This window comes from Hymenobacter cellulosivorans (genome assembly GCF_022919135.1).
Classification (GTDB): Bacteria; Bacteroidota; Bacteroidia; order Cytophagales; family Hymenobacteraceae; genus Hymenobacter; species Hymenobacter cellulosivorans.
The window spans coordinates 456,554-472,879 of sequence record NZ_CP095049.1; the positions used below are offsets into that span (position 1 = coordinate 456,554).

The 16,326-nt window shown below is 59.9% G+C and carries 18 protein-coding genes; 10 read left to right on the top strand and 8 right to left on the bottom strand.

Going from position 1 to position 16,326, the window contains the following annotated elements:
- Positions 1 to 43 precede the first annotated feature (43 nt).
- Entirely contained in the window at positions 44 to 853 is an 810-nt protein-coding gene (locus tag MUN80_RS02020) for a helix-turn-helix domain-containing protein (protein ID WP_244718945.1), read from the top strand.
- A gap of 89 nt (positions 854 to 942) precedes the next feature.
- Here the strand turns inward: MUN80_RS02020 and MUN80_RS02025 are convergent, their stop codons facing one another.
- A complete protein-coding gene (locus MUN80_RS02025) occupies positions 943 to 2,124 on the bottom strand; it encodes an esterase-like activity of phytase family protein (RefSeq protein WP_244718948.1) in 1,182 nt (393 codons plus the stop codon).
- A 302-nt stretch (positions 2,125 to 2,426) separates the two neighbouring features.
- On the opposite strand from MUN80_RS02025, the gene MUN80_RS02030 reads away from it, so the two are divergent.
- From MUN80_RS02030 to MUN80_RS02040, 3 genes are all read left to right on the top strand, one after another.
- On the top strand, positions 2,427 to 2,861 hold the full coding sequence (locus tag MUN80_RS02030) for a BLUF domain-containing protein (RefSeq protein ID WP_244718951.1): 435 nt from the start codon (positions 2,427 to 2,429) through the stop codon (positions 2,859 to 2,861).
- Between the two features lie 148 nt (positions 2,862 to 3,009).
- Complete coding sequence (locus MUN80_RS02035; RefSeq protein ID WP_244718953.1) at positions 3,010 to 3,195, top strand: hypothetical protein; 186 nt, start codon at positions 3,010 to 3,012, stop codon at positions 3,193 to 3,195.
- The gene (locus tag MUN80_RS02040) at positions 3,168 to 4,871 is read left to right on the top strand and encodes a sensor histidine kinase (RefSeq protein WP_244718956.1); all 1,704 of its coding nucleotides are present in this window, start codon (positions 3,168 to 3,170) and stop codon (positions 4,869 to 4,871) included. The genes MUN80_RS02035 and MUN80_RS02040 overlap by 28 nt, the downstream gene beginning before the upstream one ends.
- A 64-nt stretch (positions 4,872 to 4,935) precedes the next feature.
- Here MUN80_RS02040 and MUN80_RS02045 read toward each other — a convergent pair whose 3' ends face one another.
- Together MUN80_RS02045 and MUN80_RS02050 are read right to left on the bottom strand one after the other, a co-directional pair.
- Positions 4,936 to 5,916: an ABC transporter ATP-binding protein gene (locus MUN80_RS02045; protein ID WP_244718959.1), complete on the bottom strand. Its 981-nt coding sequence runs from the start codon at positions 5,914 to 5,916 to the stop codon at positions 4,936 to 4,938.
- A gap of 58 nt (positions 5,917 to 5,974) precedes the next feature.
- Positions 5,975 to 6,958 carry a GlxA family transcriptional regulator gene (locus tag MUN80_RS02050; protein ID WP_244718962.1) on the bottom strand — a complete coding sequence of 328 codons (984 nt, stop codon included), beginning with the start codon at positions 6,956 to 6,958 and terminating at the stop codon, positions 5,975 to 5,977.
- Positions 6,959 to 7,145: 187 nt separating this feature from the next.
- Between MUN80_RS02050 and MUN80_RS02055 the strand changes: the two genes are divergently transcribed.
- A complete protein-coding gene (locus MUN80_RS02055; protein ID WP_244718965.1) occupies positions 7,146 to 7,568 on the top strand; it encodes a VOC family protein in 423 nt (140 codons plus the stop codon).
- A gap of 136 nt (positions 7,569 to 7,704) precedes the next feature.
- Positions 7,705 to 8,022: a hypothetical protein gene (locus tag MUN80_RS02060; protein WP_244718968.1), complete on the top strand. Its 318-nt coding sequence runs from the start codon at positions 7,705 to 7,707 to the stop codon at positions 8,020 to 8,022.
- Between the two features lie 97 nt (positions 8,023 to 8,119).
- On the opposite strand, the gene MUN80_RS02065 is transcribed toward MUN80_RS02060, so the two are convergent.
- Positions 8,120 to 8,389, bottom strand: coding sequence for a hypothetical protein (locus MUN80_RS02065; protein WP_244718971.1), 270 nt, complete (start codon positions 8,387 to 8,389; stop codon positions 8,120 to 8,122).
- Positions 8,390 to 8,686: 297 nt separating this feature from the next.
- Between MUN80_RS02065 and MUN80_RS02070 the strand changes: the two genes are divergently transcribed.
- Positions 8,687 to 9,190: a hypothetical protein gene (locus MUN80_RS02070; RefSeq protein ID WP_244718974.1), complete on the top strand. Its 504-nt coding sequence runs from the start codon at positions 8,687 to 8,689 to the stop codon at positions 9,188 to 9,190.
- A 112-nt stretch (positions 9,191 to 9,302) separates the two neighbouring features.
- On the opposite strand, the gene MUN80_RS02075 is transcribed toward MUN80_RS02070, so the two are convergent.
- Entirely contained in the window at positions 9,303 to 10,499 is a 1,197-nt protein-coding gene (locus tag MUN80_RS02075) for an outer membrane beta-barrel protein (protein WP_244718977.1), read from the bottom strand.
- Between the two features lie 404 nt (positions 10,500 to 10,903).
- On the opposite strand from MUN80_RS02075, the gene MUN80_RS02080 reads away from it, so the two are divergent.
- Positions 10,904 to 12,160 (top strand): dipeptidase, encoded by a 1,257-nt coding sequence (locus tag MUN80_RS02080; protein WP_244718981.1) that lies wholly within the window; start codon positions 10,904 to 10,906, stop codon positions 12,158 to 12,160.
- A gap of 78 nt (positions 12,161 to 12,238) precedes the next feature.
- On the opposite strand, the gene MUN80_RS02085 is transcribed toward MUN80_RS02080, so the two are convergent.
- Together MUN80_RS02085 and MUN80_RS02090 are read right to left on the bottom strand one after the other, a co-directional pair.
- Positions 12,239 to 13,027: an energy transducer TonB gene (locus MUN80_RS02085; protein WP_244718984.1), complete on the bottom strand. Its 789-nt coding sequence runs from the start codon at positions 13,025 to 13,027 to the stop codon at positions 12,239 to 12,241.
- Positions 13,028 to 13,145: 118 nt separating this feature from the next.
- Positions 13,146 to 13,907, bottom strand: coding sequence for a hypothetical protein (locus MUN80_RS02090; RefSeq protein ID WP_244718987.1), 762 nt, complete (start codon positions 13,905 to 13,907; stop codon positions 13,146 to 13,148).
- A 139-nt stretch (positions 13,908 to 14,046) separates the two neighbouring features.
- Here MUN80_RS02090 and MUN80_RS02095 point away from each other — a divergent pair, with 139 nt between their 5' ends.
- A complete protein-coding gene (locus MUN80_RS02095; RefSeq protein WP_244718990.1) occupies positions 14,047 to 14,664 on the top strand; it encodes an HAD family hydrolase in 618 nt (205 codons plus the stop codon).
- Positions 14,665 to 14,980: 316 nt separating this feature from the next.
- Here the strand turns inward: MUN80_RS02095 and MUN80_RS02100 are convergent, their stop codons facing one another.
- Positions 14,981 to 15,676: a DsbA family oxidoreductase gene (locus MUN80_RS02100; RefSeq protein WP_244718993.1), complete on the bottom strand. Its 696-nt coding sequence runs from the start codon at positions 15,674 to 15,676 to the stop codon at positions 14,981 to 14,983.
- Positions 15,677 to 15,790: 114 nt separating this feature from the next.
- Here MUN80_RS02100 and MUN80_RS02105 point away from each other — a divergent pair, with 114 nt between their 5' ends.
- The gene (locus tag MUN80_RS02105) at positions 15,791 to 16,291 is read left to right on the top strand and encodes a YdeI/OmpD-associated family protein (protein WP_244718997.1); all 501 of its coding nucleotides are present in this window, start codon (positions 15,791 to 15,793) and stop codon (positions 16,289 to 16,291) included.
- Positions 16,292 to 16,326: the final 35 nt, after the last annotated feature.

The window sequence follows — 16,326 nt, forward strand, 5'->3', positions numbered from 1 at the left end:
AGCGGCCTGCCTCCAATGAATCAGGCCGGTTTCCCTTCGCCCCATGTCCAACCTTGCTGACCTTTCCCTGCGGCCCCGCATCCTGTACTCCTGCTACCACAACCGTAGCGCGGAAGGTGAGCAATTCGTGCCCGAGCATATTCTCAGCTTCCAAATTGCTGGCACGCTCACCACCTTCGACGGCAGCCGCAAGCAAGTGTTTCGGGAAGGCGACCTGCGCCTGAGCAAGCGTAACCACCTGGTCAAGTTCAGCAAGCAGCCGCCCGAGCACGGTGAGTTTAAGTCGTTGTCGGTAACGCTGGACCAGGAAACGCTGCGCCGCTTCAGCCTCGAACACAGCTACCACACCCCGGGACCGGCCGAGCCAGCAGAAGCCATTGTGGCCCTGCCGCTCACGCCCCTCTACCAGAGCTACCTCGATTCGCTGCGGCCCTACGAGCAGCTGGCCGAGGCTGGTTCGGCCGGTTTTCTGGCGCTCAAGGTACACGAGGCCATCCTGTTGCTGCTCAATAGCAACCCCGAGCTGCAGCACGTACTGTTTGACTTTACGGAGCCCGGCAAGCTGGACCTGGAGGCCTTCATGAACCGCAACTTTCATTTCAACGTGCGCCTGCCGCGCTTTGCTTACCTGACGGGCCGCAGCCTGGCCACGTTCAAGCGCGACTTTGAGAAAATTTTTCAGCTTTCCCCCAGCCGCTGGCTCTTGCGCCGCCGGTTGCAGGAAGCCTACTTCCTGATCAAAGAAAAGGGCCGGGCGCCATCAGAAGCCTATCTGGAGGTGGGCTTTGAAGACCTGTCCCACTTCTCGTTTGCCTTCAAGAAAATGTATGGCGTGGCCCCGTCCAAGCTCTAGGCCGACTTCGGCCAAGGGCCACAAAGCAAAAGCGGAAGCCGGGAGTATCCCGGCTTCCGCTTTTGGCTTTACCGACGAAGCGGCCCTGGCTACGGAATTACTTCGAAGGCCAGGAATTGGGTAATCTGACTCATGGCAAAGTTGTCGTCCGATACCATAATCAGCGAAAAATGGCCATTGGGTAACCGCGGGCCGAAGGTCATGCCCTCCAAGTTGTCGACGCGGGCAATGCCGGTAGTAGCCAGGTCCAGCACCAGGCGCTTGGTTACGGGCGTGTAGCTGGCGCCCTGCAAACCGTTGAGGCTGCTCACGTCGGTAGCGGCGGCTAGGTCTACCTCGTGGATTTTCACCACGTAGTCGGGCGTGGCGCCCACGGCAAAGGAGCGTTCCATTACCAGCAGCTTGGTTTCCGAGAGGGCCAGCACCTCTACGATGCCGTTGAGTTGAAACTCTGTGGCGGGCACTGGCGCCTTGTGCACCGCATCGAGCCGGTAAGCATACTGGCCCACCACCTGCCGGGTCGCCTTGTCGTACTTCACGATGCGCGTAGTGGCTGGTACGCCAAACGCGGCCCGCGGGCCATCTTCGTAAATCGGCTCTTCCTGGGCCGTAAACACAAACCGGCCGCCGGGCGAAACCGACAAGCCCTCATAGGAGCCGTTGGAGCGGGTACCATTCTCGGTGGCTTTTACCTGAAATAGGGCCGGGAGGCCAAACTGGGCCACGTGGGAACCGTCCAGGTTGGCCTCGCGCAGAAACGGGTCGTTGGTTACGGGTCCCGGCAGGGTCGGGCTCAGGTTGCGCACACCTTCACTGCTCCAGAGAATATGGCCCGTAGCAGCATCGTAACGGATTCCTTCCGGGTCGATGGTGCCGTAAATGGCCGTTGCATCGGCGCCAGCCCGGGGAAAGGTGGTACCGTCGGGCCGCTTCAGGGTAGTGACGCTGGTGAAGGTGACGCCCGAAAAACTCTTTTCATCGAAGGCCAGCGCGGCGGTGTAGAAGCGCACCGGCTGCAGGTTCGAAGGGTCGTCGCACATGAGGTAGTACGAGTTGTTGTCGGGCCGGTAATCAATGCCCGAGAAGCCGCCCAGCGTGGTGCCGCTATAGTCCTGCCGGAAGGGAACCTTGGCCTCGCCAATAAAGCGCAGCGACGCTACCGAGGTCGGGGCGGCGGTGTTTTCGGGCGTGTCCTCACCTTTGTCGCAGGCCTGCAGCACGGGTAGGGCAGCACCGGCCAGAAGCAGCGCTACGGAGAAAATCTTGTTCATTGGGAAAGGAATTGGAGGAGAGAAAGGAGGAAAGAACAAAGAACGCTACTGCGGCCGGGCCCTGGGTTACGCCAGTGTTATGCTTGCTCCCGACTTATTTCAGCACTCCAACGGATAAATTACCAGGATTTATTCTTCGGCAACCGCAACGGGCAAGCCCCACAGCCAAGCATTTGCAAATAAGCTCAACCGCCCGGCCTGTTCTCCTCGTATCTTGCACCCTCGTCTGGTGCGCTTCTGCTACCCCACCGGATTCTCTCCCTTGTCCGGAGCGCGCGGGTAGGCGCCCCGTTGTATTGCGCATGAACCACATTGTGTACATGAGCCGGGCGGTCCGGCCACTGTCTGACCAAGACCTGCAGGAACTACTAAGCCAGTGCCGCCGCGACAATGCCCAGCACAATGTGACCGGTATTCTGTTTTACAGCCACGGCCACATTGCCCAGCTCATCGAGGGCGACCCGGCCATCATTGAGCCGCTGTACGAGAAGATTTCCCTCGACGGCCGCCATTCCAACGTAACCCAGCTGGTCAACAAGCCCATTGCCAACCGCAGCTTCCCCGACTGGTCCATGGCCTTCCACCCCATTCAGGCGGAAGGATTTCACGCCCTGGAAGGCTTTTTTCTGCCCCATCAGCTGCCCGCCACGCCCGAGTCGCTCACCATTGCCGACGCCTTGATTGTGGATCTGGTACGCCAGGCAGTGTTCGGTGCCGATGAGCCCACGGCCGTTTAAAGCAACTTCTGCCCACTTTTTAGCTTCGTTTGAATTCAGCCCGTACAGGGCAGCGGGCAACTCCTCTTGGGCTAGCCGACTTCCTATCTGCCAACCACGCCTGCTTGTTCACTATTTGCAGCGCCCTTTTCCTCTGCCCACCTAGTTCATGCGCGAACAGCAGCTTCAGAGTATTCTCCGGCACATGCCCGCGGGCATTGCCACCCTGCTGGGGCCGGAGCTGCGTTATGGATTCGTAAACGAAGCCATGCGGGCCCTGCTTGGCGGCGACACCCCGAGGGTCAGCCGCTGGCCCATAACCTGGGTGTGCTGGCGGCCGATTTGCTGGAAGTAATGCAGCAAGTGTACCAGTCGGGCCGGCCTTACGTAGCCAAAGCCTATGCCCTGCCCCTTCCCAACCCCGTAGGCGGCCCCGCCACGCCCCGCTACTTTGATCTGGCCATGGAGCCCTTGCAGGACGAGGACGAGCGGCCCCAGGGGCTGCTGCTGTTTGCCGTCGACGTGACGGGGCAGGAGGAAGCCCGGCAGCGTGCCCACGAACTGGCTCTGGAAACCCGCCGCCTCGATGCCCGCCTGCGGGTGCTGACCGAAACGGCCCCGCAGATTACCTTCAGCGTGGCCGCCAACGGGGAATATGAGTACGTGAGCCCGCAGTGGTACTACTTTACCGGCCAGCCGCCCACCGCCGACCTGAACGCCATCTGGCCCCTGCTGATTCACCCCGACGACCGGCTGCGGGTACTTTACCAGACCGATGCAGCCCGGGCCGGGGGCGTTGGTTGGAGCCACGAGTACCGCTTGCGCCGCCACGACGGGCAGTACCGCTGGGTGCTCAGCCGCGCCCTGCCCGAGCTGCACGCGCCCGACAAAGCCGTGTTCTGGCACGGCGCCGTTACGGAAGTACACGACCAGCGGGAGCTGTCCGAGGCCCTGCGCCGCGGCGAGGCCGAACTGCGCTTTCTGGCCGACAGCATTGCTCAGCTTATCTGGACGGCCACGGCGGAGGGCTTTATCGACTACTACAACCGCCACACGGCCGAATACACCGGCCGCACGCCCGAGGAGCTCGGCCCCACCGGCTGGATAGCCATGCTCGACCCCAGTGAGCAGGCCGCCGCGGCCCGGCGCTGGGTGCAGTGCGTGGCCAGCGGCACCGACTACGAAGGCCTCTACCGCATGCGCCGCCACGATGGTATCTACCGCTGGCACATTATCCGGGCACGCCGCCTGGCCGATTCCCGCGGCCTGCGCTGGTTTGGCACCTGCACCGACGTAGACGACCAGCACCGCCTGCGCGAAGTACTCCAGAGCCAGTACGACGAGCTGGCCCGCACCAACCGCGACCTGGACACGTTCGTGTATACCGCCTCCCACGACCTGAAACAGCCGCTGTTCAACCTGCGGGGGCTGTTTGAGGAGTTGCGCCGCTCCGCGACTTTTGACGACCCCGAGCAGAAAGACATCCTGGAAATGGTGGACGAGGCCCTGCGCCAGCTCGACGGAACGCTGCAGGAACTGGCCGCCACCGTGCAGGACCAGCGCGAACTGGCCGCGCCTACCGAGCCCCTGGACCTGAGCAGCGTGGTGGAGGAAGTATTGCTGGGCCTGCGCACCCAGGTGCAGGAATCCCAGGCCATTATCGACATTCAGGCCGAGGCTGCCCCCAACCTGGTGTATGGCCGGGCCAACCTGCGCAGCGTGCTGCACAATCTGCTCAGCAACGCGCTGAAGTTTGCGCACCCAGAGCGCGCCCCGCACATCGTCCTGACCAGCAGCCTCTCGCCCACCGGCCGGCCCCAGCTCACCGTGCAGGACAACGGCTTGGGCATGAAGCTCCGCGGGGGCACGGCTCCGGCCTTTCACTTGTTTGAGCGCCAGCACCCGCGCGTACCCGGCGCCGGCGTGGGCCTTTACCTGGTGCAGCGCATCCTGGACAGCCACGGCGGCCACCTCGAAGTAAGCAGCACCGTAAATCAGGGCACGACCTTCACCGTCTACTGGTTCGAGTAAGGTAAGCGGGACTGTAGAGGCAACTCACGGCGTGCCGGCCCCGAATCAGGGTTTGCAGAAGCCCTTACAAATACCAGAAATCCTCGGGGGCTACCGCTACGCTTACGGCCTGCCCAGCCTGGTAGCTGGCCGTCGTCTTCACCCGAAGGCCAGTAGTTTGCAGGAGCACGTCCACTTCCGAATAGCTGCCAAAAAACCGTACGGCCTGCACCGTTGCCGGCATACCAGCTCCGGCCGCCGCCGTTAGCCGGACGTTTTCGGGCCGAATCAACAAGGGTTTACGCCGCCGGGGCAGGCCGGCGCTGCTGGCCAGGGCCGCGGCCACAGGGCCCTGCAGCAAGTTGTAGTCGCCGAAAAGGCCGGCCGTGTACTCGTTCACGGGGTGCCGGTAAATTTGGGTGGGCGGGCCCTGCTGCACCAGACTTCCGTTTTGAATCACCAGAATTTCCTCGGCCCACGACAAGGTATCGGCCGGGTCGTGGGAAATCAGCAGGCAAGTAATGCCTAGCTGCGCCCCAATATCGTGGATGACGGCCTTGAGAATCTGGCGGTGGGCACGGTCCAGGTTAGAGAACGGCTCGTCGAGCAGCAGCAGGCGCGGCGAGCCCAGCAGCAGGCGGGCCAGGGCAATGCGCTGCCGTTCCCCGCCCGACAGCTGGTCGGTGCGACGGGTGGCCAGGTGCCCGATGCGGCACAGCGCGTAGAGCTGTTCGGCCGTCACGGCCTGCTGCTTGTTGGCGTAGCGCAGCACCTGCTCTACGCGCAGCGAAGGCGGCAGCTCGAAGTGCTGCGAGAGAAAAGCTATGCCCGGGTGGCCCGGAATCAGGACTTCCACGGGGCCTTTTACCCGGCGGTCCTCGAAGCGCACGGTGCCGGCCGTGGGCTGGGTCAGGCCGGCAATAATTTGGAGCAGCGTGCTTTTGCCGGCCCCGGTTTCGCCGGCAATGGCCAGTTTCTGAAACTGCCGCTGGCTGAAGCTGATGTCTTCTAAAACCGTGTTGCCCTTTTCCTGCAGGGATATTCCCGAAACGCTCAACCAGCTCATACGTGCCGCAAAGGGGTAAATAAAGTGAAGCCGCTGCCCCACTCAGCCGGGCAGCAACCTAAGAAGCCGGGGCCAGCGTCCGGTTGTACTTGTTGCGGTACTGTTTCGGCGAAAGACCTGTCAGGCGCTTAAAAGTACTACGAAACGCCTTGGGGTCGGAGTAGCCCACCTGGTACATCACCTCGTTCACGTTTTCCAGTGTCGATTCCAGGCTGTTTTTGGCCGCCTCAATTTTTACCCGCTGAATGTATTCGACCACCGAATTAGACGTGGCCTTCTTGAAGCGCCGCTCCAGGTTGCGGCGGCCCAACGCCAGCATGTCGGCCAGCTGTTCCACGGTTATCTTGTCCTGATAGTTGTCTTCGATATAGGCCTGGGCCTTTTTGATGGGCTCATCGCCGTGTTCTTTCTGGCCGTTGAACATGATGAAAGCCGACTGGCTGACCCGCTCAATATCAATCTGAAACACTTTGGCGCAAATCAGCGCAATTTCCCGGCCTGCATACTTCTCGACCAGGTACAGCACCAGATTGAGATAGGAAAAAGCGCCGCCGCTGGAATAAATGCCGTGCTCATCGGTTACCAGCCGGTCTTCCACCAAATCCACTTGCGGAAACATGCGGCGAAAGTCGTGGGCAGCGGCCCAATGCGTGGTGCACTGCCGCCCGTCAATCAGCCCGGTGGCGGCCAGCAGAAATGCGCCCAGGCAGAGCGAAGCCACTTCGGCCCCACCCCGGTACTGCTCGATTATCCAGGGCAGAAAGTCCCGGTTGCGGGCCAGAGCCACGGCCGGGTCGCCGTCCACGGCCGGTATAATGACCAAATCGGTTTTGGTGACGTCCGTGGTCAGCAGGGGCGTGTACACCGCGTAGAGCCCGCCGCACACCGGCGTTTCCGACTTCAGGCCCACCAGCTGAATATCAAATAGCGGCGGCTTATCCATGCGGCGCAGCAAGGCATTCACTTCCGAAAAAACCAGGCGGGGGCCCTCGATGCTGCCCAGAACGGCGCCCTGCGGAACCAGGATGGCAATGTGCTTCATAGGATTAAATCTAAAGAAAGCGGGTGTTGCAATCAACCCTGAATTGGTCGGAATACCCCCCTATATAGCGCCCCGACAGTACTAATTTTGTTGGCGCCAAAAGATATTACCCAGGCAATAATACTATATATATTAGTAAAAACATTGCCATTTTCAACTTCATTTTTCCACTTTCCATTTTCATTCCATGCTCATTGCTCCGCTTACTCCCTACCTGACTTTCGATGGCACCTGCCGCGAAGCCATGACCTTCTACCAGCAGTGCCTGGGTGGCGACCTGCAGATTCAGACGGTTGCCGGCACGCCGGCCGCCGAGCACATGCCCGCCGAAGCCCACAACAGTGTGCTTCACGCCATCTTGACCAACGGCAACCTGGTGCTAATGGCCTCCGACGCGGGCACGCAACAAATCACGAAAGGCAACATGGTTTCCTTGTCGGTCAACTGCCAGAGCGCAGAAGAAATTGCCGCGCTGTTCCAGCAATTCAGCGAAGGCGGCGTTGTGACCATGCCCCTGCAAGACACGTTCTGGGGTGCCACGTTTGGCATGCTCACCGACCGGTTCGGCATCGACTGGATGTTCAACTACGACAAGCCGGCAGCGCAGTAGAGTGGCAAAAGCCAAACAGATGGGCTGGCTGGGCGCAAATCAGCAGAGCTGCTTACCAACGCGGGACGCTGCTTCGCCGTACTAGTCAGCCCGGCCCGGCTCACGCGCTGGGCTCCTTCACTCAATTCTCACTGCTATGAAACTCACGCTTGTTTTTGCGGCCTTGTTGGCCGGCACCATGGGCACGGCTGCTGCCCAATCGGGCAATTCGTCGCCCAATACCACGACTCCCCAGACCAAGCAGGCCGGCGCCAAAACCGAAGCCAGCACCCGTCGCCCCATGAATACGACGCCCGCTACGGGCCCGACGCGGGCTTCGCGCTCCAGCTCCACGATGAAATCGGCGCAGCAGGGCAGCGCTTCAGGCAGCACCAACAGTGAAACTGTGGGTAAGAACAGCCGCGGCAAATCGAGCACTGGGGCCGCCAAAAAGCCCGCGACTACCGAACAGTAACCGCTCGGCCTGGCATATAAAGCGCCGGCTCCTGGCTTCTCTCTTTGCAGGGGAGAAGCCAGGAGCCGGCGCTGTTTTTGGGCGTGTAGCCTACGACTTATACGTGGGGCCGGCGGGACAGCCATTCGGCAGCTTCCCGGCCTACCAAGGCTTGAAAGGCATCCATGTCGGCGGCCTGCAGCTTTTCTCCGGCCGACTTCTCGTAGGTTTCCCGGAGCTTATCGGCCAGGTGCCTGGTCTTTTGGGGTAGGTCTTTCTCCTGAATATTTTCCTCGTCTAGCAGACGAAACAGTTCTTCTTTTGGAATCGGGGACAGGCCACCGGGCGCTATCCAACCCGACGCGGGGTTGTTCTGATCTTGAGGCATGATACTAAGGGTTAGCGGAAAGAATGCCTAGTTGTACGCAGGCCCGGCAGCCAGTGTTAATGGCCGAGTTTCAGCCTAGTCTATTGGCAATGAATCAGTTGTTGAGCTACCCGCCGTTATGCCGCCGTACACTCCCGCTAAGCTCGACCGGTAAGCAAAAACAAGCAGTTGAGGATTAAGAAGTTACTTCCCAACTTTCAACTTATTTGGAACACTAGCCAGCAAGTGCGCGTAATGAGCTGACTAACATGCGGTAAAGCTTCCGCTTCTCCGTTCCCACAACCAACCACGTTCGCTATGAAAAAGGTATTGATAATGGTAGCCGTAGTAGCTGCCTCCATGGCTACAGCCAAAGCTCAAACCACTTCGGGTTCTACTTCCGGCACCACTTCGGGTGCTACGACTAGCTCCATCACCTCGGGTACTACCTCTGGCATCACTTCGGGTGCTACTACCGGTAGCACGGCTGGCTCAATGACCAGCGGCACGGGCAGCACTACCACCGCTACCACCGCCGGTTCGGGCGGCTCGATGACCAGCGGCACCACTACCATGGGCTCTTCTACCAGCGGCACGGGCAGCACTTCGGGCACGATGACCTCGGGTACTACTTCGGGCAGCACTTCGGGCTCGGTGACCAGCGGCACGACCAGTGGCACCGGCAGCAGCTCGGGCCGCAAAGCCACCCGTACCAAAGGCAGCAAGAGCAGCCGTTCATCTAGCACCAGCGGTAGCTCTACCAGCGGCCGTAGCACTTCGGGCAGCTCCACTAGCGGCTCGACTACCGGCAGCCCCTTCTAAGCTTATCCCAAGCTTTTAATACTAAAAAACGCCCGGCTATGCCGGGCGTTTTGCGTTCTAGGCTCACTCTAATGCGGCCTGCTTCATTACGGCAGTGGGCAGCTATACCGCGCTAGCGCCCGAAGGTATAGCCGGCCAACAAAGAGAAACTGTGGTGATTGGAAAGCTTGTCCAGTGTATTCACTAGGCGGTCGAATCGCGCTTCCAGGAGGAGTTTGCTTGGCCCGACCTGCAGCGTGACGCCAGCCCCGCCCACCATGCCCACACTGTAGAGGGGCAGCGCCGTTAGGTTGGCTTGGTCGGTATTGGCGGCCCCGCCCGACACGGCTTCGAGCACCGCGCCCCTCACGTTCAGCGCGGCAAGCCCACCCACCTGCACGTAGGGTCGAATTCCTTTGGTGAGCAAGGAATAACGCAGCATCAGCGGCACCCGAATGGTCTTCATATCGACGAAGACCTCCCGGCGCACTTTCTCATTCGGATAAATTCCGTCCCCGCGGTTTTTGAATTGCTGGCTGGAGTTATGCTCCCCGTATAGTGCCTGCAACTGCACCGAAAAATGCGGATTAAACCGGGTAGGCAGTATTTCCAGCCCTATCCCACCCGTAGCCCGCATCGCCGATTGCAGCCCGTTTGCTCCTTTATCAAGGTAGGTCATCGAAGACTGGCTGGCGCCGCCCAGGACAACGAAATGCACGGTTGCTACCTGCTTTTTGGCTACATACTGGTTGGTTGCGCCACCCATGCAAGCGTTATAGGCGGAGAACACCCGCACCAACGAGTTTTCCGCCAGCTCCATCCGGGCCACGGTAGTTTGTACCGAAGGACAGTCGGCCATGACCTTCCAGAGTACGTTTCGAAAAGGATAGGTACGAACCAGGGTTTTGGCGTACACATCTTTATTACTGTTGGCTTGCAACGTATCCTTCTGAATCAAAGCTTCCAGGGGCGCTTTGGCGTCAGTTCCTACGTAATAGCAATCCTTGTCCTGCTCGTTGATAAACCGGTAGAGGGAAGCTTTGCCCAGCACCACGGCCTGCACAAACACCCGACGGCCCGCAGGGCCCGCAAGCTGCTGACTTTGATAATCCTGCCCCTTGGTGAAGCCATACCCCCGAAGCTGCTCGGGTTGGTACTCCGCTACGGTCTGATCAGCCGCTATTTGAAAGCGGCAGCGCAAGCCATTTCCCTGACCACTCTGATATTGCACTGTACCACGCACGGTGTCGCCGGCCAGTGGCACGATGTAGCCGGGCCGAAAGCTGGTTTGGGCAAAAGTGACGCTGCTGCTCAATAGAAGAGCAACCACGAGTAATTGTTGTCTCATTAATAGGACTTAAAAGCACAAGCGTAAATACAGCAAAGATAAGGCGGGGTATTCCGCCCGGCAGCTTTTTTCCTGCGTCAAAGCCGCTCTACCATCAATTCCCAGACGTTGAAATGCCGGCTAGGCCCGCTGAATCCCGGCTTCCTGGCCTAGTAAAGCATCTTGCAAAAATTATAGTAGGTTTTGACTATGCTCCGTCAAGTCGCATAATTCCGGAAAGTGGATGCAGGCAAAGTACTCGTCATGCAGAATTATTTTTCAAATTCAACTATTTGCTCATCAATAGTATAGCTATAATTTTGCTTTTCCAGCACACTAACCTTCCGCGGTAAGCTGCTGATTATTGAGTAATTTTGGCAGTTGATTTTAGTCAGCACCCTGATTTTATGCAAAAACCTTCCTTCCGTTTGCTGCCCGTTGTGCTGGCCTTGCTCGGCCCCACGCTAGGCCAGGCGCAGAAAGTTGACCCGGCTTTGGTGGCCAAGGCCAATACGATTCATAATCAGGCTTTCGTCCTGGATTCGCACCAGGATACGCCGATTAACCTGATGAAGCCAGGCTTCGATATAGCCAAGGACCACGACGCGAAGGAAGCCCAGGTAGACCTGCCCAAAATGCAGCGCGGTGGCCTCGACGGCGCTTTCTGGGCCGTGTATATGGGCCAGGGCCCCCGCACGCCGGAGGGCAACGCAGCGGCCAAGCAGGAAGCCCTGACCATTTTCAACGCCATTCGCTCGACCATTCAGGCCAACTCGACCCAACTCGATCTGGCTACCACCGAAGAGCAGGCCCTGCAGATCCGGCGGGTGGGCAAGCGGGCCATTTTTATCGGCATGGAAAACGCCTACCCCATCGGGCAGGATTTGGGCTCGTTGAAGTCGTTCTACGATTTGGGCGTGCGCTACATTACCTTGTGCCACGGTTCCAACAACGACCTCTGCGACTCCGCCACCGACCCCAATGGCCCCGAGCACCAGGGCCTGAGCGCCTTTGGCAAGCAGGCCGTGGTAGAAATGAACCGTCTGGGTATGATGGTAGACGTGTCGCACGCCTCCGACTCGACGTTTTACGACGTGCTTCGCCTGACCAAAGCGCCCATCATTGCCTCCCACTCCAGCAGCCGGGCCCTGAGCGACGTGCCCCGCAACCTGAGCGACGACATGCTCCGGGCCCTGGCCAAAAACGACGGCGTAGTGCAGCTAAACCTTTACAGCACTTACGTGAAGACCGAGGCCAAAACGCCCGAGCGCCTGGCCGCCGAGCAGGCCTTTTTTACAAAGTGGAAAATCAAGAACTTCCTGAACGTGTACGGTTTGCCGGCCGCCGAGCAGCAGCAGGCCCAGGCCGAGCTTATCAAGCTGGAAGAGCAGTTTCCGGTGGCCCTGGCTACGGTACAGGACGCGGCCAACCTGATTGACCACGTAGTGAAAGTAGCCGGTATTGACCACGTCGGCATCGGCACTGACTTCGACGGCGGCACCCGCCTCAGCGGCCTCGGCGACGTGAGCGAGCTGCCCGCCCTGACCCTGGAATTGGTCAAGCGTGGCTACTCGGAAAAGGACATCTTCAAAATCTGGAGCGGCAACCTGTTTCGGGTGATGAAGGCCGTGGACAAGGCGCGCACTTCGGTAGTGAAGAAGTAGCGTTGATCGACTGCGTGTTCATACGAAGAAGGCCGGTTTCCTGCGGAAACCGGCCTCCTGGTTTTGGGGTGTTGTCAGCTATTGGCGGGCCGGTGTAAACGCCGGGGCGCCCAGCAGAAACTTGACTGGAAAGATGCACTCTACGGCGACGGGCTGGTCCGCTACCAGGGCCGGAAGCCAGCCGTTTGACAGGCCCTGCACGATGCGCAGCGCTTCCTCGTCGCAGCCTGCCCCAATGCCCTGCGTAACGTGATAATCGGAACAGGTGCCATCCTTGGCGATGATGAACGCCACCTGCACGCTGCCACTGACGCCGTTGCGCATGGCCTGGACCGGGTACCGCATCAGCATCAGCTGATTGGAAATGGCCGACGAGCCCCCAATGTAGACCGGCGCCACATCAGGCCAGGTCTGGCCGCTGGCTGTGGGCTCGCGCAGGGTCACCGACAGGCTTTTGTTTTTGCCGGGCCGCAGGTACACCATCTGACGGGCATCGTAATCGTACTTCTGCTCCAACTCGCCCTTGCTGGTGTAGAACTCCCAGAGGCCGGTGCGCTGGTCGTTCTGATAAGCACCTTTGGCTACCACAGTGGTCCCGTTCCAGTCGTAACTGGTCCAGATGCTGTCTTTGCGGCCCTGGGTGTAGTGCCCCTGAGTAGCCAGCGCCAGCTGCCGGCCCCGGTATAAGGTATAGGAGCCGTGTTTTACCGACTTGTCGGATTTGAGCACGTAGTATACCTCGTTGGAAATGGGCGTGGTGCTGTAGTTGGTGACTTTCTTGGTTTCCTGCCCCAAGCTGAGCAGCGGAGCCGTGAGTGAAGCCAGCAGTAGAGTGAAGGCGGCAAAGTGGGATACGCGCGGGGTCATCGGGGCAGAACTGAAACGAAAGAAGTTTCCTGGGTAAAGGCTCAGGACCAACCCGGCCCATACACCAAATATACCTTCCCATTCCCGTTCCAACCAGCCAACGGCGTAGTTCGATTACTTACATACGGCGTTGCGGACCGTAGAACTTCATTGAAACCAGCACCTCCGTAGCGACCGGCTTGCCTTCGACTTCGCCCGGGACCCAGTCGTTGGGCAGCTTTTTGAGCATGTCCAGCAGGGCTGAGTCGCAGCCCCCGCAGCCGCTTGGTATCAGCCGCCACTCCGTCACTTTGCCATCCACTCCGATGGTGCCCACGACCTGCACGTTGCTGTTGACAAAGCTGGGGGTTCCGATGCGGGGAAACTCCATCATACCGCCCAGGAAAGCAGCCTGGCCGCCAATGTACTGCGGATCAATGTCGGGCCTCTTTTGACCACTGGCGGTGGGCACTACCAAGCGAACGGGCAGCATACCAGCCGAGCCCTCGGGGCGACTGAGCAGCACTTGGTGCTTGGTATAGTCGTACTGCTGCTGCAGCACGCCGTTCTCGTTGTAGAAGCTCCAGACCCCCACGGGCTTATCGTCGCGGAAGCCGCCTTTGAGCACTACGCGGCCAGTTCGGGCATACTCGGTCCAGGTGCTGTCTTTGCGGCCTTGGCGGTAGTAGCCCGCGGCCACGGGCTGGCGGCCGGCCCCCTGGCGCACCTCGTAGGAGCCGTGACGCACGTTCTTGTCGGACTTCAGCACGTAAAACACTTCCCGGGTCGACGGGCCGTAGTTTTTGGTCACTTTGCGCGTTTCCTGGCCAAAACTCAACAACGGCAGGGCCAGCAGGGGAACTGTGAGCAGCCAACGGGCCGACGAAATAAAGGGTATCATGAAGGATTAAATAGAAATAAGGAGCTTTGCAGAATCAGAATAACGCCGCTTAACCAGCTCTCTGACCGGTCAAATATAGAGACTTCAGTGAGGTGGAAGCAGCAGCAAGCGCCGGTAGGCCCCATTTTCCCCTTTTGTTATGACTTCCTCCCCCATTACCACCATTGTATTCGACCTAGGCGGCGTGCTCATCGACTGGAACCCGCGCTACCTCTACCAGAAGCTCATTGCCGACGAGCAGGAAATGAACCACTTCCTGAGCACCGTCACCACGCCCGACTGGAACGAGGAGCAGGATGCCGGCCGCAGCATTGCCGAGGGCACTGCCCTGCTGGTGGAGCAGCACCCCCAGCACCGGGAGCTGATTGAGCACTTCTATGGCCGCTGGCCCGAAATGCTGGGCGGCCCTATTCAAGGCACCGTGGACGTGCTGACCGAGCTGCGGGCCAGTGGCCGCTACCACCTGTATGCCCTGACGAACTGGTCGGCCGAGACGTTTCCGGTGGCGCTGGAGCAGTTCGAGTTTCTGCACTGGTTCGAGGGCATCGTGGTGTCGGGCACGGAAAAATCGCGCAAGCCCTTCCCCGACTTCTACCACACGATGTTCACCCGCTACAACATTGAGCCGGGTCAGGCCCTGTTTATCGACGACAACGAGCGGAATATCCTGGCGGCCCAGGCCGTGGGCATGCAAACAGTGCATTTCCAGTCAGCCGAGCAGCTGCGCCGGGAGCTAACCGAGCGGGGCGTGTTGTAGGGGCAGCTTAGCCGAAGGGTGCTATAGCAGTAGCAAAAATGCCTGCTGACCGGTCAGCAGGCATTTTTGCTACTGCTATACTCTATTCTGACCGGTCAGCAAGCACTTTTATATATGTAGAAGTACCCGCTGACCGGTCGGCAGGCATTTTTACTAGCACTCTAAGTTCCCCCTGACCAGCCAGCAGCCCCTACCCTACTTGCGAAAGCCTATTCTGACCGGTCAGCAAGCCGTTCCGGACTTGCTACGCAGCACAACGGCCACTTCCCGGGCGGGAAGTGGCCGTTTCACATAAGAGCCGGGCGAAAAGGAACGGTTAGCAGTTGCTGCCGTCGAGGCCGCAGGCGTCGCCGGTGGCCAGCACCGTGGGGGCAGGGTGCTTTTCCTCCCACACTTTGTCCAGAACTTCCAAGAACAACTCACTGGGCTGGGCACCCGATACAGCGTACTTATCGTCGAAAACGAAGTAAGGCACCCCGCGCACGCCGATCTGGCGGGCCTGGTACTCATCGTGGCGCACGTCCTGGGCGTAGGCGTCGGTTTGCAGGGTGGCGCGCACCTCGGCGGCATCGAGGCCGATGTCGGTGCCCAGTTCGGCCAGCGTGTCGAGGTCATCCACGTTGCGGCCCTCGGTGAAGTAGGCGGCCAGCACCCGCTCTTTGGCTTCATCCTGCTTGCCATGGTGGGCGGCCAGGTGAATAAAGCGGTGACCTAGGAAGGTATTCACCGGCTGCATCTTGTCGAAGTCGAACTGCAGACCCACTTCGCGGGCCACCTGGCCCATGTGCTGATTCATCTGGCGGCCCTGCTCCACCGACATGCCCTTGCGCTCGGCCAGCAGCTCATGAATGGTTTGGCCGGGCTTGGTTTGCATGGTGGGGTCCAGCTCGAAGCTGCGCCACACGATGTCGAGTTCGTCGCGGTGGGCAAACTGCGTCAGCGCGGTTTCGAGGCGGCGCTTGCCCACGTAGCAGAACGGGCACATGATATCGGACCAGATTTCTATTTTCATGTTTTCAAGGATTTTGCAGGCCTAATAAGCCGGGAGTAGCTTAAATGTTTGCCGGCTGCTTACTTGCAAGCAACATCACCTACCCCAGCCGCGGTTCATCCTCTTCGCTGCCCTATGCCTACTCCCACCGCGTTTGTCACCTTTGAGGCCATGCTCGAAGCCGGCGGCCCCAGCTTTATGCCGACCCAGATTGTGCGCGTGCCCCCGCTGGTACTGGCCGAGCTGGGCTCCAAGGCCAAGCGCCTGATGGGCACCATCAACGGCTACCCCGTCCGGCTGGGTTTGCTGGCCTTGGGCAACGGCGAAAAGGGCATGATGGTCAACAAAGACATCTGCAAAGCCGCTGGCCTGCGCCTGGGCCAGGTGGTAGCTGTGCAGCTGGCCCCCGACCCCAACCCCGACGCCGTGAATTTGCCCGCTGAACTGGCCGAGGGCCTGGCCGAATGGCCGGAGGCCGAGGCTGGCTACGAGCAATTGAAAACCGCCATGAAACGGGCCGTGGCCTACCACGTGAGCAGCGCCAAACAGAGCGAAACCCGCCTCAAACGCACCGTACAGCTCTTGCAGCGCTTGGCCGTTGGGGCCCACCCGTTTCGGCCGCTGCCGGGCGAATAAGCTGCTTTTTGTGCTTATTGCCTGCGGGCAAAACC